The following is a 19,905-nucleotide window of genomic DNA, read 5'->3' on the forward strand; positions in this document are numbered from 1 at the left end:
TGGCGCAGCGTTTTGATGGGATGGAGCCAGGCCCACGAAGCGCCGCCGAGCCATACACTTGCCGCGTGAACATCAGCAAGGCCATCGTCGGCGCAGCGACAGCACCCATCCGGGCCGGCGTCGCGGTGGCCGACGCCGGACTCAGCGTTGCGGCCGTCGCGCTCGGGGCTGTGAAGCAATCCTTGGGTGAGGAAAGCCCGAAGACGGTAGACCTGATCACCGATCTATTTCCGCTGCGCGGCGCAATCGTGGGCGCCAACCGAGTTGCCGAGTTGACCGAAAACGACAGGGCGATGGGGCGCGCTCTGGTCCGGGGCGGGGCGGCGGACAAGCTGATGCGTCCGGGTGGGATTGTTGACCTGTTGACCGCACCCGGGGGTTTACTCGATCGGGTATCAGCTGCAGACAGTTCCTCGCTAGAGCGGATCCTGGCGCCCGGGGGGGCTCGCTGATCGGCTGCTCGCTGAGGACGGGCCGCTGGAGCGGATGTTCGCCGAGGACGGCATTATCGAGCGGATGTTCGCCGAGGACGGCGTCATCGACAAGCTGCTGGTCAAAAACGGGCCGCTCGAGCAATTCACCGAAGCCGCCGAAATCCTGAGCCAGCTCGCGCCCGCCGTGGACAAGTTGACGCCCACCACCGACACCCTCGAGTCCGCTGTCGTCACCCTCAACAAGATGGTCAACTCGCTCAGCGGCATCACCGATCGCATTCCACGGCGGCGGTCGACGCGGCCGGCGGTGCGCGCCAAGCGCACCACGGACCAAGCTGGCGTCGATGAGTGAGTCGACCGGCGCACCGGCACACCCCCGCTAAGCCATGGTGTCCGCCTGGCGAGCCCGTAGGTGATGGCGGTGGGGGAGTGCACCACGCTGATTGCCTGGGAGGCCTGGCGTTTCCGGCGCGGTGACGGCGCGGCGATCTCGCGGCGCCAACGGGCCCGATTGCAGATGCTGGTCCGGCATGCGCGAACGGCGTCCCCGTACTATCGCCGCCTGTACCGGGACATTCCTTCGGGGCAGGTCCCGCTGGCGTCACTGCCTGTCGTGTCCAAGCGCGACCTCATGGCGCATTTCGACGACTGGGTGACCGACCCGGACATCACCATCGAGTCCCTGCGGCGCGACTTCTTGTCCGACCACTCGCTGCTGGGGGCCCGCTATCTGGACCGTTACCACGTCGCGACGACATCGGGAACGAGCGGAGAGCCGGCCATCCTGATTCACGATGACGCGTCGTGGGCGGGGTTCCAGTTCGTCGGCCGCCGGGGCGAATCGCGGTTCATCGCTCGACGAGAGCTGCTGTCGGGGGTGGTGCGGCGCGGTCTGCGTGCTGCGGCGCTGTTCGTTGCCGACGGGCACATCGGTGCCTCGGCCGCGTTGGCCGCTGCGCGACGCCGCAGCGCCTTTCTGGCCAGCCGCGCACGGGTCTTCTCGGTGCTGCGACCGGTGCCGGATCTGGTGCGGGAAATCAACGAGTTTGAGCCAACGATCGTGGAGGGCTACCCGAGCGCGGTGGCGCTGCTGGCCGGCGAACAACGCGCTGGCCGGCTAGCGATTGAGCCTCTGCTGGCGATCGCCGCAGGCGAGCAGCTGACGCCCGCGCTGCGCGCCGACATCGAGTCGGCGTTCGGCTGCCCGATCCAAAATCGTTATGCTTCAGCCGAATTCCCCGGCTTGTCGATGGAATGTCGGTACGGGTCATTGCATGTCAACACCGACTGGTATCTATTCGAGCCGGTCGATGAGAACTACCAACCCGCGGCAGCGGGGGCTGTCTCCCACACCGTTTTGGTCACCAACCTGGCCAATCGGGTGCAGCCGCTCATCCGCTATGACCTGGGTGACCGGGTGAAACCGACCGGCACCCCGTGCGCGTGCGGCAATCGGCTGCCGGCCATCACGGTAGAAGGGCGCGCCGCCGATCTGCTCTCATTCGAGGCGCCCGATGGGACCGCGATCACGGTGTTGCCGCTGGCCCTGGTGACCGTAATCGAAGAAACCCCGGGTGTGCACCGGTGCCAGGCCATCCGCACCGGTCCACGGGCCTTGACGGTGCGGCCTGAGATGTCACCCGGCACGGACCCGGGCCAGGTGTGGCGTGCGGTCGACGAGCGGTTGCACGCGTTTTTCGCCGCGCAGCAAACCGCACCCGTTGCGGTGGAACACGCGGTCGAACCGCCCGCCGTCGACCCGCGCAGCGGCAAGTTCCGCCAGGTATGGTCAGCGCACTGATCGTCACCACCATCGCGAGTTCTTTTCGAACGCAACATGTTTGCGGTCATGCCCGGCAGGTGAAGGCAACGGCGACGCTGGGTCAACAGGGCTAGCGCCGCTTTGTCACGACAGATGGCCCCGGTCGATTTCCCGCTGAATCTGCTCTTCGGTTATCGGTCGCATGCCCAGGAATACGCCGAGGCCGTGAAAGACGAGGCCGATCCCCCAGCCCAGCGCGGGCCATATCGGCCAGAAGTACCCGCCGGAGGTAAAAAACCAGATCGCGACCAGCGCCGCGTTGCCGAGGATGTAAGCGCCCAGGTGCCACCAGAAACTGCGCTTCGCATGGATTCGGGCTGCGCCTGGCGTCGCTGTTCATCGGTCATATCGCCTCGTTCGAGCCGGCAATCTCCAATGTCCTCGAGCATACGGGCAGGCTCGACGGAAACGTAGTGCCTTGCTCGAGGTCGGGGCCCCTTTGCCGTCAGTGACGTAGCCGGCGCGCGCACCGGCTGGTCGGCTGTGGCCCGAAAACGCTTGCCCGGGTGAGTGGTCCAGATGCCCTACCGCGTGGGGCCCACCGGGGCCGCGGTCAGCTGAAGCGAACGTTCAGAGTCGCGAGGCCGAAGATCTTGCGGCCACCGGACTTTGCGGCGACGATGACGACGCCGGTGCGGGTCGCCGGGTCCAGCGACTTGATCCGGCCGCTGTATTCGATGTCCGCGCCTTCGGCGGCGGACACGATGGCGGGCTGGGACAGCCGCACCGCATAGCGGGTAACCGCGCCCGGGTCCCCCGACCATGCGGAGAGGAATCCGGCACCCAATCCCATGGTCAGCATCCCGTGGGCGATCACATCGGGCAGCCCCGCCAGCTTGGCGATGTTTTCGTCCCAGTGGATCGGGTTGGCGTCGCCGGCGACGCCGGAGTAGTTGACCAGGTCGCCGCGGGACAGTCGCGCGTGGCGGACCGGCAGCTCGTCGCCCACCTGCACGTCATCGAAGGACGGCGTACCCGGTGTGCGGGTCGTGCCACCGTCGGCGATGCGAATCTCGCCCTTGGGGCGCACCGTCTTCTGATATGCGGCATCGGCTGCGGCGATCTCGAGGATGTTCACGTCGTGCATGATCGTGTTCTGCACGGCCGACTTGATCGCCGGATCGACATCCTCGGCGGTGATGCCGACGACGGTGGTGTGCAAGGTGTGCACCCGTTCGCCGGCGGTGTCGGTGAAGGTGTTGGTCACGGTGATGAGGTCTCGGCCGGCGATCCTGCGTACCGAGGACAGTTCGACATCCACGTGCAGTTCGTCATCGGCCACGATCGGGCGGTGCTGCTCGAAGACTTCTTCGGTCTGCATGTAGGTGTCGTAGCCGACGACCACCGACTCGAACAGGTAGCGATTGGCGGCCATGGCCGGTATCGACGTGAAGGTCAGCGGCGTCACCAGACCGGAGTAGCCCAGCTTTTCGGCGGCGGCCATATCCCAGTGCGCAGGGTGGTAGTCCTGCACGGCGCGGGCATATTCGCGCACTTTCTCGCGGCCGACTCGGTAGGTTCCGTCCAGCCGGTAGTAGTGGCCGACCCGCGATTCCATCGCCGACGCTTCTGCTGCTGCGGTCATGAATTTGCTCAACTTTTCTATCGGCTTGTTCGGTGTGGCCGACCAGAGCACAGTAACGCGCCAAGGCCGCGTTAATAGACACCGATGGGGTTTGCCTGGCTGCTGTGGCCGGCGGCGGGGGTGTGCCGATGACCGGCCTGATCAGCCCGCCACGCCGTCCATGTGGTCCACCCCGGCGGCGCCATCGAGAATTTCTGTTCCGTCCGCGCTGCGGTCCCTAATTGGCGTTTGTCGAATTGTGGCACTATTTTGCTGGGGTGATGTCCTCAGCTTTTGGTGCACTCGCACGCCGGATCGCTCCCTTCCTGGCCGTTTCGGCCGCCGCATACCTGGCGTTTTTTGCCGCCCCGGCGCCGGTCGTTCCGGCCCCGCCGATGACCCTGGTCGACGGGGCAAACCCGCTGGCCGGGCAGCCCTTCTACGTCGATCCCGGCTCGGCCGCAATGGTCGCGGCGCGCAACGCCAACCCGCCGAGTCCTGAGCTGAACGCCATCGCCAACACTCCGCAGTCCTACTGGCTCGACCAAGCGTTCCCGGCCTCCACCGTCGGCGGCACGGTTGCCAGGCAGACTGGTGCCGCGCAGGCCGCCGGCGCCATGCCGATTCTGACGCTCTACGGGATTCCGCATCGTGACTGCGGAAGCTACGCATCGGGTGGATTCGCGACGGGTGCCGACTACCGCGCATGGATCGACGCCATCTCGTCGGGCCTGGGCTCGGCGCCCGCGGCGATTATCGTCGAACCCGATGCGCTGGCCATGGCCGACTGCCTTTCGGCCGGCCAGCGCCAGGAACGCTTCGACTTGGTGCGCTACGCCGTCAACACGCTGACCCGTGATCCGGCCGCTGCCGTCTACGTCGATGGCGGGCATTCGCGCTGGGTGAGCGCCGAGGAGATGGCCGCCCGGCTCAACCAGGTCGATGTGGGCTACGCGCGGGGTTTCAGCCTCAACATCTCGAACTTCTACACCACCGATGAGGAAATCGGCTATGGCGAGGCGATATCGGGGATGACGAACGGTTCGCACTACGTGATCGACACGGGCCGAAATGGTGTCGGCCCGGCCCCGGAGTCCCCGCTCAACTGGTGCAACCCTGACGGCCGCGCCCTGGGCGTGGCGCCCACCACCGCCACCGCCGGCGCGCATGCCGACGCGTACTTGTGGATCAAGCGTCCGGGTGAGTCCGACGGGTCGTGCGGCCGCGGTGAGCCTCAGGCGGGTCACTTCGTCAGCCAGTACGCCATCGACCTGGCCCACAACGCGGGCCAGTAGCGGTCTCACGTACCGGCCCATGCCGGGCCGGCCGGTCCCGTTGCCGCCTGGCTCTACCATGTGGTAGGTCTATCTTTCCGGATTAGGTCTACCAAGCGGTATGGCTATTCCTCTGTGAGGGCGGGATAGGGGGGCGAGTGCGATGATCTCCACCAGCGGCACCGAGCGGCGTGCCGACGGCCGTCAGCTGCGCTATCAGCACCGGCGCGGCGCAATCTTCGACGCGGTCATGGCCCATGTGCTCGAACACGGGATCACCGGCCTGTCGTTTCGCACGCTGGCCGCCGCGGTCGGCGTATCGCATGTGACGCTGCGCCACCACTTCGGCACCAAGGACCAGCTGCTGGTCGAAATTCTTGGCGCGATCGGCACTCGGATCGTGATTCCGGAGCAGCTCGGCGCCGATGATGTCGAGGCGCTGTGGCGGCGTTGGAACGAGCCGGGAGCGCAGCGGCGGTCTCAACTGCTTTTCGAGGCCTACGCGCAGGCCGTGCGCCACCCAGACGAGTACCGCGGGTTCCTCGACCGCATCGTCACCGACTGGATCGAAACGATCCGTCAGCACGCTGTGCAGGCCGGATGACCCAGCACGGAGGTCGAGAATTTCGCCACGCTGCTCATCGCCCAGTTGCGCGGCCTGCAATTCGACCTGCTTGCTAGCAATGACCGAGCCCGTGTGGCCGTGGCACTAGGCACCGTTGTCGATGGCGTCCGCGCCAAACGCGCCGAATGGGACGCAAGTCGCTAATGGTGCGGTGAGACCGGAGGCTGGCGAATTTATGAAGTTCGGCGAAACGTGACGAGTCCGCAGCCCGAGTAGTACCGTGACGCGTCAGTCCTTCTTCACTATCCGGGAGTGGGCATGCCGAATATGGATATTCCATTTCAGCCGCTGCGAAATTCGTTGTACACGTCCCTAGAGCTGATGGGCGGCTTCGATCCGGAACGGCCACTCAGCGCCGCCGAAACGTTGGACTTTCAGACCTATCGTTACTTCACCGCCAATGGCGGGGCGTGCCCGAATGACCCCTACGCCAGGATGATGCAGGCATTGCACGATCACTCGATCATGCGCGCAATATCGAAGTTCTTCACCAGCGTCGACGTGCCCACGGTGGCGATCATGGGCGGCCATGACGTGCCGCGTAGCGCCGCAAGATACCTAGATGTCGTGCACGTTGCGCGGACCCTGACCCAAGGTGGATGTCTGGTCGCCAGTGGCGGTGGACCCGGCACGATGGAAGCCACCCACCTAGGTGCGCTGCTGGCGACCGCCTCGGATCAGGACGTGGCAGATGCGTTGCAGCACCTGAGGTCGCGGCCGACGTTGCCCGACACCACGTCGGTGGTCTCGCAGACCGGTGAGGTCGACACCGCGATCGTGCGCCAGTTGCACAGTTGGGCCAAACCCGCCTTCGAGATTGCCCAGACATTCACCGATCCCGGAGGGCGCAGTCTGGCCGTTCCCACCTGGCACTACGGCTGCGAACCGCTGACACCGCTGGCGACCCATGTGGCGAAGTATTTCCAGAACAGCCTCCGCGAAGACATGCTGCTCTCGCTGGCCGCTAACGGGATCATATATACCCCCGGCGCATCGGGAACACTGCAGGAGGTTTTCCAGAACGCCGCCCAAAACTATTACCCGAGATCCGGCCAGGAATTTTCTCCGATGATCTTCTACGGCAGGGAATTCTGGACCGAAAAACTACCGGTGCTGCCGGTTCTTGAAGGCCTATTCGTGGGTAATGCGAAGCTGACGCCCGAGGAATTCGGCCGGTTGATTCGGGTGGTCGATACCGCCGAGGAGGCGGTCAACGCCCTGCTGGAGCATCGCCCGTCGACCACCAAGATGATCCATCGGATGCAAGCCGAGGGATTTGGGCCGATCCTGGCGGCCGCCGCCGGATCCGCTGAGGCGGCCACGAGTGTGCTGGGGGCGCGCTAGGTTCTTGGCGCCAGTGCCCGCGCTCAACTAGTCGGGCGGGGTAACGGTTCGAGCACGTTTCGGTCGTGACGCGACAGTTCGTTCGGTGCCCTGGTGGTGCTGCCTGAACAATGCGGGCATGAGGCAATTGGCCGGCCCGCACGCGGCGGGGGCCTGACATTGGCGCGTGAGATCTCGCGCCAGGCGTTTTTGCGTGGTGCCGCCGGTGCGTTGGCCGCCGGTGCGGTGTTTGGTTCGGTCCGCGCCGCCGCCGAGCCGAATCCCTCCGGCTGGGAGGGGCTTTCTTCAGCCCTCGGCGGGAAGGTTCTACGACCCGACGATGAACCCCAGTTCGCAACGGCCAAAAAGGTTTTCAACACGAACTACAACGATTTCACGCCCGCGGCGGTCGTGACCCCGACATCGGCGGCAGACGTGCAGAAGGCGATGGCCTTCGCGACCGCCCACAACCTCAAGGTCGCCCCGCGCAGTGGCGGACACTCCTACATCGGCGCGTCCACCGCCAACGGTGCCATGGTCCTCGACCTGCGACAGCTTCCCGGCGACATCAACTACGACGCCGCCACCGGGCAGGTCACCGTGACACCGTCGACCAGTCTGTATGAGATGCACCAGGTGTTGGCCGGGGCGGGGCGAGGCATCCCGACGGGCACCTGCCCCAGCGTCGGCGCCGCTGGGCACGCGTTGGGCGGAGGCCTGGGCGCTCATTCCCGGCACGCGGGCCTGCTTTGCGACGCGTTGACCTCGGCGGCGGTGGTGCTGCCCAGCGGCCAGGCGGTCACCGCGTCCGCCGCGAGCAACCCGGATCTGTTCTGGGCCTTGCGCGGCGGCGGTGGCGGCAACTTCGGCGTCACGACCTCGCTGACCTTTGCCACATTCGCCACCAAAGACCTCGACGTGGTGAACCTCGACTTCCCGCCCGAGTCCTTCGCGCAGGTTCTGCTGGGTTGGCAACAATGGCTGCGCACCGCCGATCGAAACAACTGGGCCCTGGCGGACGCCACCGTCGACCCGATGGGCACGCATTGCCGGATTCTTGCCACCTGTCCGGTGGGGTCAGGTGGCAGCGTGGCTTCGGCCATCACCTCCGCCGTCGGGGTGCAACCGATCGGTACCGACCACCACACATTCAACTACCTGGATCTGGTGCGGTACTTGGCCGTCGGGAACCTCAACCCCGCACCGCTTGGCTACGTTGGCGGGTCCGACGTGCTGCCCACCGTCAACGCGGGTGCGGCAAAAGGGATCGCCTCGGCGATCGACGCCTTCCCGCGCGGTGCGGGCCGCGCGTTGGCGATCATGCACGCACTCGACGGTGCCCTGGCCACTGTGGCGCCGGGGGCCACGGCCTTTCCGTGGCGCCGGCAGTCCGCGCTGGTGCAGTGGTATGTCGAAACCCCGGGCTCCCCGGCCGCGGCGAGCGGCTGGCTCAACACGGCACACCAAGCCGTGCAACCGTATTCGGCTGGTGGCTACGTGAACTATCTGGAGGCAAACCAGCCGGCGTCGCGCTACTTCGGTCCGAACCTGTCCGGGCTGAGCGCCGTTCGGCAGAAGTACGATCCCGGCCGGGTGATGTTCTCCGGACTGAATCTCTAGCGGCCAAGTGGCCGGCAATCCCGGGCTGCCCGATGGCTAGGGGCCTAGCGACGTCGCGAGCAGTTCCGGCACATACTGCACCAGGCTCGGGACGAGGCCGCCGACCGGTGGGCCGGTGATGGTGAGTGAATTCAGCAGGGGTAGCACCGGTGTCGTCGCCGTCAGGGAGAGTGGCTGTAGGGGACTGAGCAGGCCGGAGAACGGAATGTCAGCGGCCACGGACAGCCCGGGAAGCGACAGCTGCATCGATAGCATCTGGCTGCCGTTGAGGAATCCGTTGGCGATATTGGCGGGGGTGTCGGTGAGCGTGCTGATTGCACCCATCGTGTCGCCGGCCTGTAGCGCACCGAAAATTGCTGTGCCGCTTGCTCCGGCGGCCAGGCCCGCATTGACGGGGGCGCCCAAAGCGTTGAGGGCCAGAAGCTGCGGTAGTCCGAGCCCGACCCCGAGCGATATGCCCGACGGAGTCAGCGACGTCAACGACAGCGAGACCGGGCTGCTGAACGCTTGATACAGGGTGGCGGAGCCCTGTGCGAGGTTTGCCGGTATCGCCAGCAGCGGCAGCACGTTGCCGCTGGCCAGTGAGGTGGAAATCAGCTGCGGATACCCGGTGACGGCGTGTGTCAGGATGGGCACCGTTTGGTTGGTCCAGGTGTCTGCAATGGTCTGCAGATTGGCGGTGGTGTTGGCGACCAGGCTCGGGAAACCGCCGGTTGTGACGGTGGCGGTAGCTGCGGTCTCGGCGCTGAGGTAGGCACCACCGCTTGCGGTCAATAGATCGATCAGCTGCTCGTGAAAAGCCTGCGCCTGGGCGCTGATCGCTTGGTAGTCGGAGCCGAAGGCACCGAACAACGCCGCGATCCCGGTCGATATCTCATCTTCGGCCGCGGCCGCTAATGCTGTTGTGGGGGCGGCAGCGGTCGCGCTTGCCTCTCCCAACGTGGAACGAATAGCCGCCAAGTCTTGGGCCGCCGTCGTCATCAGCTCCGGTGTCGTGAGTACAAAGGACATTTCCTTCTCCCATCGACGCATTACCGTGGGTGCCCGACGATAAGGGCGAAAATGAGCGTAACGGCACCTCAGCTCGCCGGGTGGGAAAACTGATTTTTGACTGATTGGGCAATTTGGTCCCGCGCGTTTTCCGGCAACGCCGTTCAATCACCATTCATTTGGGAGTGGCTCTGACAGCATGCCGGGTACGGGCAATGTTGAAGGCCCGAACCGTGGGGTTAGCCGCGTTGTGGGAGAAGGGACTTGAGCCAGTGCCGGCTGGGGCGCCACCGATCGACTGCCGATACGGCCTGCCCGGCTACTATGCTCGAGTCCAGGCATTCTCGCCGACCCACTTGGAGGCTCCGATGACCGAGATCGATCCCACTCCACTCACCAAACGCCGCCTGGCCGTTGACGGCAAGCAAATGGCGTACCACGAAAGCGGTGAGGGCCGTTCGGTTGTGTTCCTGCACGGCAATCCGACCTCATCGTATTTGTGGCGCAACATCATTCCGCATGTGTCCGATCGCGCGCGCTGTATCGCTCCCGATCTCATCGGGCAGGGTGACTCGGACAAGCTCGATGACACCGGACCGGGCAGTTACCGCTTCGTTGAGCATCGGCATTACCTCGACGGTCTTCTTGACCAGCTCGACCTCGGCGATGATGTCGTTTTGGTGATCCACGACTGGGGCTCGGCCCTCGGATTCGACTGGGCCAATCGCCACCGCGAGCGGATCGGCGGCATCGCTTTCATGGAGGCCATTGTGCGGCCGGTGACTTGGGCGGAGTGGCCCGAGTCCGCAGCGGGAATCTTTCGGGGGTTCCGCTCGGATGCGGGTGAACAGATGGTCATTGACAAGAACCTGTTTGTGGAGGCGGTCCTGCCCGGTTCCATCCTGCGCGGTCTCACCCCCGCCGAACACGACGAGTACCGGCGCCCGTTCGTCGAGCCGCGACACCGCCGGCCGACGCTGAGCTGGCCGCGTGAGATACCAATCGAGGGTGAGCCTGCCGACGTGCATCAGATCGCTTCCGACTACGCCCAGTGGCTGCCCACCGCGGATTTCCCAAAGCTGTTTATCAACGCCGAGCCCGGTGCCATTCTCACCGGACCGCAACGCGAGTTCTGCCGAAGTTGGACCAACCTGACCGAGGTAACGGTGCCCGGTAGCCACTTCATCCAAGAGGACAGCCCGCATGAGATCGGCCAGGCGATAGCTGACTGGCTGTCGAGTCTCGGCTGAACGCGCGACATGTCGCGATGTCTCGTTTCCAGAGATTCGGGAGTGATCGCTTTCTGTCTCAGCCCCCGTGGGCGGTGTCGTTTCTTCGGCGGTCGTGAATTGGCCTGAATAGCCCGTCCACGTGACCTCGACTTAGACTCACCCGGATGGGATCGGATCAACTGCAGGTCGTACTTGATCAGCTCGGGGTTGCGTCCAGCCAATGGCAGAGCCTTGGCGCCCGACTCGCTACCGGGGCAACGCCGCCGGCACCGGGCCAGCCATTCCAAGCCACTACGGCGGCGGTGAAGGGCATCAACGCAGCAATCGCCGGCGCTGCGGCGGCCTTGGCCACCCGAACTCAGGCTACGGCTACCGGGGTGACCGGTGCGGCCGCAAGTTACGCCAACCAAGAGGCGACCGCAGCGGGCGAGATGGCCGCCGTGACGCAGGTGAGGGTGGTGTAGATGCCGGCCACCCTGTCGCAAATCCGGGCATGGAGCACCGAGCACCTCATCGATGCGGCCGGCTACTGGACCAAGACCGCCGATCAGTGGGAAAACGCGTTCTTCCAGATGCGAAACCAGTCCTATGCCCTGGGCTGGAGCGGCGCTGGCGGGGACGCGCTACGGGAACGGACCAGCGCCGACCTCCCGATTGTCAGCGCAAAAGCCGACATGCTGCGTCAGGCAGCCGGGATCGCGCGCAATGGTGCCAGCGACATCAGCGCAGCCCAAAGACGAGTTCTCTATGCTGTCGAGGACGCCCAGAACGCGGGATTCACTGTCGGAGAAGGCTTATCGGTCACCGACACCCGCGCTAGCGCTACGGCCGCCGCGCAGGCCGCTCGACAGGCTCAGGCGCAAGCATTCGCCGGTGACATCCGCTTGCGCGCCGAACAGCTCGACGGGGCCGAGGTCAAGGTTGCAGGCCAACTTACCGCCACCACCGCCGGTCTCAGTAGCGTCACCTCTGCGCAGAACGGCGGCGGGGTTCAGTTGGTCGACTTCACACGAGACGACGCCACCGACCCACCCCCATTTGCACCATGGGACACCCCCGATGGAACACAGGGAGCACCGCCTGGTGCTGGCCTGAGCCCTAAGTTGCAGCAGATGCTCCTCGGCGATGATCAAGCCAACCTGACCGGCCAGGGTCTTGTGGACAATCTGCAACGGCTCGTGCAGTCGCTGCCCGAAAACGACCCCAAGACCGCGTGGTTGCGCGGACAGGTGGCGGATCTATAGGCGCACTTCAACGACATCGACTACGCCCGCACCCACTGCAGCACCAGTGACTGGATCGGACGGACCACACAGTTCGCCACAGGTGTGATAACCACCGGCATCGGCGGGCTCACAGCAGAGACCGGGGCGGGAGTCGCCGTCGCTGTGGCCGGCGGTCTCAACACCCTCGTGGCGGGCGGGGGTCTGCTGCAATGCCTCACGGGAAGCAAATAATGGACGTACTAGCGAACGCAATCCTGACTGGCGCGTTTGGTCTGGCGCTGTGGGGTGCCTGGCGCCCGCACTACCGTGCAGCCTCCTACCTCGTGGCCGGCGCCGTCGTTGTAGCGCTGATCGCGGTGCTGGTGGCCACCGGCCAGACCAACTTGGTCATCGTCTCGGTGGTGCTGTCGTTGCTGCTGTTCGGTCCGGCGGTGGTTTTCAACCACCGCAGAGCGCAGCGTAGTCGAGGTTTCTCCAAAGACCGCAAGGCGTAGCGATCGTCGGCTGCTGACCATCTTCGGTGAACGTAACGACCCCTTGGGCTTTCAGCGACGATGGGCCGCGCTGTTTCCCGACACGGCACAACTGGGCCCTCGCGGGCGGCTAACCGGACTCGGCTACCGACGGCCTTCTGGTGCGCGGTGTCCATCAAGGAATCCCGCGACCAGGGCGCCGAAGTCTAGTTGCGATGCCAGTGCTTCGGCCCCGGTGCGCGACCACAGGCCGGCGGCCATCAGCGGTCCAAGCAACATCACCAGCTTTTGGTAGGGGTCACCGGGTGCCAGTCGGCCTTGGGTCTGGTGCGTTGCGATCACCTGCGCCGCGTTGTGCAGGTTGGGCATCAGCGCCGCCATGGCCGTACCGAGTTCGGGATGGCGGGGCACCTCGACCGCCAGGGTCACCACCGCGCCCCCATACTTCTGGACGGTCTCGGCATAGGCGGTCACCAGTGCAAGGAGGTCGCCCCGGACATCATCGGTGGCCACCACTCGCGCGAATGGGGAGTTCGCCAAAGCGTGGGTGAGCGCGCTGTTGATCAGCGTGGCCTTGTTGCCGTAGCGGCGAAACAGCGTCACCTCGTTGACGCCGGCGCGGCGGGCGATCTCCTGGGTGGTGGTAGCCCGGTACCCGCACTCGGCGAAAATCGTCACCGATATGTCGAATAGGCCATCGACGTCGATATATCTGGGCATTTGCCTCCGAACTTCCGGAATCAGAGCGTAGCCAAAGCGCTTAATGCAAGTATACGCTTGCATTAAGCAGGCTCCGGTGGGACCAGATGGAGAGGTCGACCATGACTGACACGCAGCAGCTGCCGCAGGACCACGACACGTACCCGACCCAAAGGCCGCGGCGCTCTATCCTGTGGCGCACCAAGGTCCGGTTGCAGTTCACCGGTTGGCTGCAATACCTGATCACCGCGGTCGTTGCGGCTGCGTTCCTCGCTGTCGCGGGGCTCGGATGGCTGATCGGGGTGTGGCAGCCGCTGCTGTTGTGGACGCCCTTGGGAATCGGCCTGATCTTGCTGGTGATATCGATCCTCGATGTCATCACCGTGAAGTGGGGGCTACGGCCCGCCGAGTCGTTACCGCGGCGCAGCGATCATCCGAATGCCTTCGACATGATGCGCGCACGACGCTCGTGCCACTCCTTCCAAAAACGTGACCTCACTGAGCATGATCGGAGCGAGCTGATGCGAGTGGCAGCGGCGTGCACTGATCGCGACCGGCTGATCGGCACCAGCCCAATCCGTTTCGAGTACATTCGGGCTACGCGGCTGGCCTGGACGGTCGAGGGAGCGCACGAGTTTCTGGTGGCCATAGCACCGCGAAACTACGACCGGCTAGCGCTGCTCGACGTCGGCCGCAGTCTGCAGAAAGTGGTGCTGCACGCCACCCGGACGGGGGCGTCCACCTGCTGGATCGGCCCGGGCGCCAACCAAACCCGGGTTGTCGAACACTTGGGTGATCGATTCGACCCCAGCCTGGATCACGTGGTCTGTATCTGTGCCTTGGGTTACCGATCACGGTTCCTGCCCTTGTTCATTCGGCTGATAGAACGGGTCCAGAACCGTCGCCTGCCGCTGGCGTCCTTGTTTTTCGCGGACCCGAACCTGCGCGTGCCGCTGGCCGCCGACACCGCGCCGTTCGCCGCATTTGGCCGCTGCTACGAGGTCTGCCAATGGTCGCTATCGTCCTACAACGCCCAGACCACCCGATGTGTTGCGGTGGCCGAATCCCGCAATGGCACAGCGCGAGTCGCGCGACTCGACTTTTTCGCCACCACGACATCGCGCTTCTATGCACCCGTTGCGGTGGGCATCTGGTGCGCCAATTGGGAAACCGGCTGTGCGGAGCTGGGCATCCCGGGCCACTTCGCGGTACTGCCGGCGGATGCCCCGGGCATCCGGGGCTACCCGGATGTGCCGCACTATGACGTGAGCTGGATCGCTGATCCCAAGAGCTGAACAGCATCTCGGGTGGGCCGAGGGCGCCGGGCTGCAACAAAATCGGTTGACCGTCTGCTGGCCGGGTGTGATCCTGGTCCGTTGACCATTGCCCGACCAGTATCCAACCCGGTACCCGACCAGCAGACAGCCATGACCCTGACCAACGATGAACTGACCGACCTGACCACCGGCCTAACCGGCGGTTATGAGGCGCGCCGCCAGCCCATCACGGACGTCAACGCGTGGCTGGACGGGCTGGAGTACGGCGTCCGGCCCGCGCTGCGCGCACTCTACGAGTTGCTGATCGGCGTCGCCGAGCGCGAAGTTTGCGAGAACGCCGATCGCTTCATCGCACACTGTCTGGGCGTGCCGGATTCCGGGCACCTACTGGACGAAGAACGCGATCTCAATCCCGTTTCCCGGTTGACCACCGCGCTGGCGCTGGCCGAATGGATCGAGCAACACGCGCACGCCTGCGAAGTCGGCCCGGGCGAACACGCCTACCCGCCGAAGTGGACCCAGACCGAGATCGGTGGCCGCCGCTACCGCCACCCACTGTGCTTGTGCGTGCACTTTCCGGCCGGGACGCTGCTGGCTGAGACGGGTTGCGTCATCCACATCGAGGCGCGCGAGACGGTCATGTATTCCGACGAGGTCAGCGCGTACGTAACGCCGGACAACCAGGCCCATGCCCGCGCCGTGCTGGATCGGCTCGCCGAACGGGCCAACGAACTCAACCCATACCGGGGCGAAGCGGTGTGCGCGAACAACAACCACGGCCTGAACTTCAGTGTGATCGACCTGCCATCGACGGCGACCCGCGACACCGTCATCGTCCCCGACGCGGTGTGGACCGAGGTAGATCTCGGTGTCGCCTCGGTGCGCGACCGCCACGACCTGCTCAACGCGCACGGCCTGGGAGCACGGCGCGGTGTGCTGTTGTGCGGCCCGCCCGGCACCGGCAAGTCGGCGGTCAGCGCGGTGGTGGCGGCCGAGGTGGTCGGTGAATTCACCGTCATCTACGTCGAGGCCAAAGCGGGGGCGGACCTGCTGACCGCCGTTGTGGAAGAGGCCCAGCGCCTCGGCGGTCCGGTGCTCATCGTGTTGGAAGACGTCGACCTGTGGTGCCGGGACCGCCGGGCCGGTGATGGCGGCCTCTCGGAGCTGTTGGGGGCAATGGACATTCGGTCCGAGGCTCGCATCCTAACCCTGGCCTCCACCAACGACGCCGAGACCCTGGACAAGGCGGCGGTGCGCACCGGGCGGTTCGACTCCATCGTCGAGGTCGGCTACCCCAACCGCGCCGACGCCGCCCGCATTCTGGCGGCGCTGATCCGCGACATTCCCGGGGGGAGCGGCCGTCGACACGGCGGCGGTAGTGGCCGCACTCCCCGAGCGGACCAGCGGTAGCGATATCCGCGAAGTCGTCCGCCGCGCCGTGCTGGCCGGCGATCGCGGCTCCGTGAGCACGGCAGCGCTGCTGGCTGAACTGGGCAGCGGGCGCTACCGGGCGACGGTGCCGCACGGGATGTACCTGTAGAGCCGCGGGCGGGATTGGTGCCGGTTCGCCACCACCGCCTCGGCGAAAGCCATTGCTTCAGTGGACCTTAGCCCGGTCCGGCGCGCGAAGGGCGCGGCGGCGAGTTTCGCCGCAGCCGGTTGGCCCGCCGATGGACGCGCCCGGCGATGTAGTTTGACGAGGTGGCCTTCCAGCGCTCGACAGCATCTGGTGACGTTCCTGCCGAATACGACGAGGACTCGATAACGGTCACCTCGCCCAAACGCGAAGCCGCGGGTGTGCGCGCGGTGCTGGTGTCGCTACAACGTGGCCTGGAACAGATGGGGGCATTGCGTACCGCGGCCGCGCTGGCCCGCCTGAATCGGCGCAACGGCTTCGATTGCCCGGGCTGCGCGTGGCCCGAAGAGCCCGGTGGCCGCAAACTGGCCGAGTTCTGCGAGAACGGCGCCAAGGCCGTTGCCGAGGAGGCCACCAGACGCACCGTCACGCCGGAATTCTTCGCCCGGCATTCGGTCACGGAATTGTTGGCCAAGCCCGAATACTGGCTTTCCCAACAGGGCCGCCTTTCCCATCCGATGGTCCTGCGGCCCGGCGACGACCATTACCGGCCGATCGGCTGGGACGAGGCCTACCGGCTGATCGCCGAGCACCTCAAGGCGCTGGGAAGCCCGGATGAGGCGCTGTTCTATACGTCGGGGCGTACCAGCAACGAGGCCGCCTTCTGCTACCAGCTTTTGGCCCGCAGCTTCGGCACCAACAACCTGCCCGATTGCTCGAACATGTGCCATGAATCCTCGGGGTCGGCCCTGAGCGAATCGATCGGGATCGGAAAAGGATCGGTCACGGTCGATGACGTCGAGCATGCCGACCTGATCATCATCGCCGGGCAAAACCCGGGCACCAACCACCCGCGCATGCTGACGGTGCTGGAGAAGGCAAAAGCCAACGGCACAAAGATCATTGCCGTCAATCCGCTACCCGAGGCCGGGTTGATCCGGTTCAAAGACCCGCAGAAGATGAACGGGGTGGTCGGGCACGGTGTGCCCATCGCCGACGAGTTCGTGCAGATCCGCATCGGCGGCGACATGGCGTTGTTCGCCGGGCTGGGCAGGCTGCTGCTGGAAGCCGAGGAACGCGCCCCGGGCACCGTCGTCGACCAGGCCTTCGTCGACCAGCATTGCGCCGGGTTCGACGAATATCGGCGTCGCACTTTGCAGATCGATATGGACACCGTGCTGGCCGCGACGGGCATTGGCGCGCCGCAGCTTGAGCGCATCGCGGCAATGGTGATGGCCTCGCAGCGCACGGTCATTTGCTGGGCAATGGGCTTGACGCAGCACAGCCATGCGGTGGCCACCATCGGTGAGGCCACCAACCTGCTGTTACTGCGCGGCATGATCGGCAAGCCGGGCGCGGGTGTGTGCCCGGTGCGCGGACATTCCAACGTGCAAGGCGACCGCACGATGGGCATCTGGGAGCAGATGCCCGAACAATTCCTGGCCGCGCTGGATCGCGAATTCGGCATCGACAGTCCGCGCAAACACGGCTACGACACCGTGGCCGCGATCCGGGCCATGCGCGACGGGCAGGCGGCGGTGTTCATGGCGATGGGTGGCAACTTCGCATCGGCCACTCCAGATACCGCCGTCACCGAAGCAGCCTTGCGCAGTTGCGCACTGACCGTGCAGATTTCGACGAAGCTCAACCGCAGCCACCTGGTGCACGGCAGCACGGCGCTGATCCTGCCGACCCTGGGCCGCACCGACCGCGACCTTCGCGACGGCCGTAAGCAGGTGGTGTCGGTGGAGGATTCGATGTCGATGGTGCACTTGTCCCGCGGCAGCCTGCATCCGCCCAGCGACCAGGTGCGCAGCGAGGTTCAGATCGTCTGCCAGCTCGCACGCACCCTACTCGGAGCGCAGCATCCGGTTCCGTGGGAGCGATTCGCGAGCGACTACGACACCATCCGCGATGCCATCGCCTCCGTGGTGCCCGGATGTGCGGACTACAACCGCAGGGTGCGTCAGCCCGACGGCTTCCAGCTGCCCCATCCGCCGCGCGATGCCCGCGAATTTCCCACCAGCACCGGAAAAGCGAACTTCTCGGTCAGCCCACTGCAGTGGGTTCCGGTGCCGCCGGGACGACTGATCCTGCAAACGATGCGCAGCCACGACCAGTACAACACCACGGTGTACGGGCTCGATGATCGCTATCGCGGGGTGAAGGGTGGCCGGCGGGTGGTGTTCATGAATCCCTCCGACATCGAAGCGCTGGGACTGACGGCGGGGGAGCGCGTCGATTTGGTGTCGGAATACCACGATGCGGGCGGCAATCTGCAGGAACGGCGGGCAAAAGACTTTCTGGTGATTGGCTATTCGACTCCGGTCGGCAACGCGGCGGCCTACTATCCGGAGACCAATCCACTAGTGCCGCTGGACCACACCGCGGAAAAGTCGAACACCCCGGTCTCGAAGGCGATCGTCGTGCGGGTGGAGCCGGCCTCGGGTGGCGACGACCGCCGGTAGTGCGGCTCGGCGCGGCTCAATGCCCGGCGTCGAACTCGATCGGCAACGTTGTCGGTCCGCTCAGCCCGGTCAGCGACTACCATGGGGCAGCGCCGGTGCGCCGGGCTCCGGGCATGCGCTGGGTGATGATCCGGAGGGCTTCGGTGAGTTCGCGGCGGGCGAGATTGGCGCCCAGGCAGTAGTGCATACCGGCGCCGAAGGTTTGGATGGGCCCCGCGATCGGGCGGCTGATGTCTAGCCGGTCGGGATCACGGCAGAGCGCCGGATCGCGGTTGGCGGCGCCGGTGTTGGCGATCACCAGCGTGCCGGTCGGGATCATCACGCCGGCCAATTCGACGTCGTCCAGCGCGATTCGCAATGTGCTGAAGGTGATCGGCGAGTGGCGCATCGTCTCTTCGGCGGCGTTGGCCGCCAGGTCGGGATGTTGGGCCAGCAGTACCCATTGGTCAGGGTGATCGCATAGGGCTTGCACCGAGGCGGCGAGCTGGTTTCGCGTGGTGTCGGTGCCGCCGATGAGCAGCCCCGCGACGAGCATCCGCAACTCGTCGGAGCTGAGGCGATCACCGTCGTCTTCGGCGCGGATCAGCGCGGAGATCAGGTCCTCGGTCAAGCTGCCGCGCCGCGCGGCCACCATGTCGTCGATGTAGGCGTCGAGCTCGTCCCAGGCCGCCAGGATGGCTGGCTGCTGGGCGGCGGCATCCCAGCTGAAGGCCTTGAGGATGTCGTCGGTCCAGTCGGAGAACAGTTTCCAGTCACCCGCCGGTGCTCCCAGCAGCGCGCAGATGATCGGGATCGGGTACCGGCGAGCGATATCGGCGACCACATCACAACGTCCACGATCGGCACAGCGGTCGACCAAATCGGTGATGACCTCGGTGATCGTGGTGTTCAACCGCCCGGTCGCGCGGGGGGTGAAGGCCTGCGACACCAGCCGGCGCAGCCGATGATGCGCGGGGCCGTCAAGACTGATCAGGTTGGCGGCAAGCCGATCCCACAGCGGTCCGGACGTGATGCCCTGGGCGGCAAGGAACATGCCCGGCGGCATCCGGAATCGAGGGTCGCGCAGCACGGTGTGCACCAAGTCGTAGGTCAAGAGTTCGGGCCCATGCGGGCCGAGGGCGATCGGCGACCGGCGCCGAGCTTCGGCGAGGATCTGGTGGGCCTCATCGGGGCTCTGCGCGTTCTGGTAGTCAATGTTCGGCAGACCGGCGGCAAAGACATTCGGGGCGACCTGGCGGTCAACGGTGCTGGTCATGATCTCCTCCTCGGGTGCGTCTCGGGCTCAACGATGAGGCTGTGCGG

General features: G+C 65.7%; 16 protein-coding genes and 3 pseudogenes. 14 read left to right on the plus strand and 5 right to left on the minus strand.

Annotated elements, in window-relative coordinates; genetic code table 11:
• Positions 1-65 precede the first annotated feature (65 nt).
• From G6N41_RS30250 to G6N41_RS05250, 3 genes are all read left to right on the plus strand, one after another.
• Positions 66-452, plus strand: coding sequence for a hypothetical protein (locus tag G6N41_RS30250; RefSeq protein WP_231608831.1), 387 nt, complete (start codon positions 66-68; stop codon positions 450-452).
• Between the two features lie 34 nt (positions 453-486).
• Entirely contained in the window at positions 487-786 is a 300-nt protein-coding gene (locus G6N41_RS30255) for a hypothetical protein (protein ID WP_231608832.1), read from the plus strand.
• A gap of 63 nt (positions 787-849) precedes the next feature.
• Complete coding sequence (locus G6N41_RS05250) at positions 850-2,235, plus strand: phenylacetate--CoA ligase family protein (RefSeq protein WP_231608833.1); 1,386 nt, start codon at positions 850-852, stop codon at positions 2,233-2,235.
• 105 nt (positions 2,236-2,340) lie between these two features.
• On the opposite strand, the gene G6N41_RS05255 is transcribed toward G6N41_RS05250, so the two are convergent.
• Positions 2,341-2,568, minus strand: a complete 228-nt coding sequence (locus G6N41_RS05255; RefSeq protein WP_321573805.1) for a 2TM domain-containing protein — start codon at positions 2,566-2,568, stop codon at positions 2,341-2,343.
• Between the two features lie 241 nt (positions 2,569-2,809).
• Positions 2,810-3,841: a fused (3R)-hydroxyacyl-ACP dehydratase subunits HadA/HadB gene (locus G6N41_RS05260; RefSeq protein WP_198966795.1), complete on the minus strand. Its 1,032-nt coding sequence runs from the start codon at positions 3,839-3,841 to the stop codon at positions 2,810-2,812.
• A gap of 260 nt (positions 3,842-4,101) precedes the next feature.
• Between G6N41_RS05260 and G6N41_RS05265 the strand changes: the two genes are divergently transcribed.
• The 4 genes and pseudogenes from G6N41_RS05265 (at position 4,102) to G6N41_RS05280 (ending at position 8,662) form a co-directional block, all read left to right on the plus strand.
• Positions 4,102-5,115, plus strand: coding sequence for a glycoside hydrolase family 6 protein (locus G6N41_RS05265; RefSeq protein WP_231608978.1), 1,014 nt, complete (start codon positions 4,102-4,104; stop codon positions 5,113-5,115).
• A 142-nt stretch (positions 5,116-5,257) separates the two neighbouring features.
• Positions 5,258-5,863, plus strand: a pseudogene (locus tag G6N41_RS05270) (TetR/AcrR family transcriptional regulator).
• A gap of 114 nt (positions 5,864-5,977) precedes the next feature.
• Positions 5,978-7,063, plus strand: coding sequence for an LOG family protein (locus tag G6N41_RS05275; protein WP_198966797.1), 1,086 nt, complete (start codon positions 5,978-5,980; stop codon positions 7,061-7,063).
• Between the two features lie 159 nt (positions 7,064-7,222).
• Positions 7,223-8,662, plus strand: coding sequence for an FAD-binding oxidoreductase (locus G6N41_RS05280; protein WP_198967727.1), 1,440 nt, complete (start codon positions 7,223-7,225; stop codon positions 8,660-8,662).
• A 36-nt stretch (positions 8,663-8,698) separates the two neighbouring features.
• Here G6N41_RS05280 and G6N41_RS05285 read toward each other — a convergent pair whose 3' ends face one another.
• A complete protein-coding gene (locus tag G6N41_RS05285) occupies positions 8,699-9,673 on the minus strand; it encodes a PE family protein (protein ID WP_198966798.1) in 975 nt (324 codons plus the stop codon).
• A 347-nt stretch (positions 9,674-10,020) separates the two neighbouring features.
• On the opposite strand from G6N41_RS05285, the gene G6N41_RS05290 reads away from it, so the two are divergent.
• From G6N41_RS05290 to G6N41_RS05305, 4 genes and pseudogenes are all read left to right on the plus strand, one after another.
• A complete protein-coding gene (locus G6N41_RS05290) occupies positions 10,021-10,902 on the plus strand; it encodes a haloalkane dehalogenase (RefSeq protein ID WP_038578190.1) in 882 nt (293 codons plus the stop codon).
• 146 nt (positions 10,903-11,048) lie between these two features.
• On the plus strand, positions 11,049-11,348 hold the full coding sequence (locus G6N41_RS05295; protein WP_116267526.1) for a hypothetical protein: 300 nt from the start codon (positions 11,049-11,051) through the stop codon (positions 11,346-11,348).
• Positions 11,349-12,341 (plus strand): annotated as a pseudogene (locus tag G6N41_RS05300) (hypothetical protein).
• On the plus strand, positions 12,338-12,604 hold the full coding sequence (locus G6N41_RS05305) for a hypothetical protein (RefSeq protein ID WP_038581249.1): 267 nt from the start codon (positions 12,338-12,340) through the stop codon (positions 12,602-12,604). The pseudogene G6N41_RS05300 and the gene G6N41_RS05305 overlap by 4 nt, the downstream one beginning before the upstream one ends.
• 123 nt (positions 12,605-12,727) lie before the next feature.
• Here the strand turns inward: G6N41_RS05305 and G6N41_RS05310 are convergent, their stop codons facing one another.
• Positions 12,728-13,303 carry a TetR/AcrR family transcriptional regulator gene (locus tag G6N41_RS05310; RefSeq protein ID WP_198966799.1) on the minus strand — a complete coding sequence of 192 codons (576 nt, stop codon included), beginning with the start codon at positions 13,301-13,303 and terminating at the stop codon, positions 12,728-12,730.
• A 101-nt stretch (positions 13,304-13,404) separates the two neighbouring features.
• On the opposite strand from G6N41_RS05310, the gene G6N41_RS05315 reads away from it, so the two are divergent.
• The 3 genes and pseudogenes from G6N41_RS05315 to G6N41_RS05325 all read left to right on the plus strand — a co-directional run bounded on the left by G6N41_RS05315 (position 13,405) and on the right by G6N41_RS05325 (position 18,603).
• Positions 13,405-14,577, plus strand: a complete 1,173-nt coding sequence (locus G6N41_RS05315; RefSeq protein ID WP_198966800.1) for a nitroreductase family protein — start codon at positions 13,405-13,407, stop codon at positions 14,575-14,577.
• A gap of 132 nt (positions 14,578-14,709) precedes the next feature.
• Positions 14,710-16,099, plus strand: a pseudogene (locus G6N41_RS05320) (ATP-binding protein).
• Positions 16,100-16,260: 161 nt separating this feature from the next.
• Complete coding sequence (locus G6N41_RS05325) at positions 16,261-18,603, plus strand: FdhF/YdeP family oxidoreductase (protein ID WP_198966801.1); 2,343 nt, start codon at positions 16,261-16,263, stop codon at positions 18,601-18,603.
• Positions 18,604-18,679: 76 nt separating this feature from the next.
• Here the strand turns inward: G6N41_RS05325 and G6N41_RS05330 are convergent, their stop codons facing one another.
• The gene (locus G6N41_RS05330) at positions 18,680-19,858 is read right to left on the minus strand and encodes a cytochrome P450 (RefSeq protein ID WP_198966802.1); all 1,179 of its coding nucleotides are present in this window, start codon (positions 19,856-19,858) and stop codon (positions 18,680-18,682) included.
• Positions 19,859-19,905: the final 47 nt, after the last annotated feature.

Origin of the sequence: Mycobacterium shottsii, from assembly GCF_010728525.1 — a bacterium.
Classification (GTDB): Bacteria; Actinomycetota; Actinomycetes; order Mycobacteriales; family Mycobacteriaceae; genus Mycobacterium; species Mycobacterium marinum.

Coding starts and splice junctions, on each gene's coding strand:
- G6N41_RS30255 (WP_231608832.1), top strand. CDS start 487: ATGTTCGCCGAGGACGGCATTATCGAGCGGATGTTCGCCGAGGACGGC.
- G6N41_RS05250 (WP_231608833.1), top strand. CDS start 850: ATGGCGGTGGGGGAGTGCACCACGCTGATTGCCTGGGAGGCCTGGCGT.
- G6N41_RS05260 (WP_198966795.1), bottom strand. CDS start 3,841: ATGACCGCAGCAGCAGAAGCGTCGGCGATGGAATCGCGGGTCGGCCAC.
- G6N41_RS05265 (WP_231608978.1), top strand. CDS start 4,102: ATGTCCTCAGCTTTTGGTGCACTCGCACGCCGGATCGCTCCCTTCCTG.
- G6N41_RS05275 (WP_198966797.1), top strand. CDS start 5,978: ATGCCGAATATGGATATTCCATTTCAGCCGCTGCGAAATTCGTTGTAC.
- G6N41_RS05285 (WP_198966798.1), bottom strand. CDS start 9,673: ATGTCCTTTGTACTCACGACACCGGAGCTGATGACGACGGCGGCCCAA.
- G6N41_RS05290 (WP_038578190.1), top strand. CDS start 10,021: ATGACCGAGATCGATCCCACTCCACTCACCAAACGCCGCCTGGCCGTT.
- G6N41_RS05295 (WP_116267526.1), top strand. CDS start 11,049: ATGGGATCGGATCAACTGCAGGTCGTACTTGATCAGCTCGGGGTTGCG.
- G6N41_RS05310 (WP_198966799.1), bottom strand. CDS start 13,303: ATGCCCAGATATATCGACGTCGATGGCCTATTCGACATATCGGTGACG.
- G6N41_RS05315 (WP_198966800.1), top strand. CDS start 13,405: ATGACTGACACGCAGCAGCTGCCGCAGGACCACGACACGTACCCGACC.
- G6N41_RS05330 (WP_198966802.1), bottom strand. CDS start 19,858: ATGACCAGCACCGTTGACCGCCAGGTCGCCCCGAATGTCTTTGCCGCC.